Below are 276 nucleotides of genomic sequence, written 5' to 3' on the forward strand. Positions count from 1 at the left end.
GCTGAAGGCGTTCATGCCCAGGATGGACTGGCCGTCTTCCAGGATCTGCACGCGGTTGCCGCTGAGGCTGCGGATGACCGGTGCTCCGGCGTTGGGCCCGAAGGCGCTGTTCTGCACGCCGGAGACATGTTCAAGCATGCCGCCGAGGGTGCGGTTCTGGGCCTGCGAGGCTTCGACAGTGACGATGCTGTCGATCCGGGAGGGCTTGCTTGCCTCGACCTGGACGGCGGGCAGAGTGGGGTCGTCGGTGGCATGGGCGTTGTGGACGACGAACAG

At 66.3% G+C, this 276-nt stretch carries 1 protein-coding gene; it reads right to left on the reverse strand.

Going from position 1 to position 276, the window contains the following annotated elements:
* Nucleotides 1–276, reverse strand: a 276-nt coding sequence (locus R0J92_RS22805; protein ID WP_411053342.1) for a TonB-dependent receptor plug domain-containing protein, incomplete at both ends; no start/stop codon positions are given.

The organism is Tritonibacter sp. SIMBA_163 (assembly GCF_046535935.1).
In the GTDB taxonomy this organism is placed as follows: Bacteria; Pseudomonadota; Alphaproteobacteria; order Rhodobacterales; family Rhodobacteraceae; genus Epibacterium; species Epibacterium scottomollicae.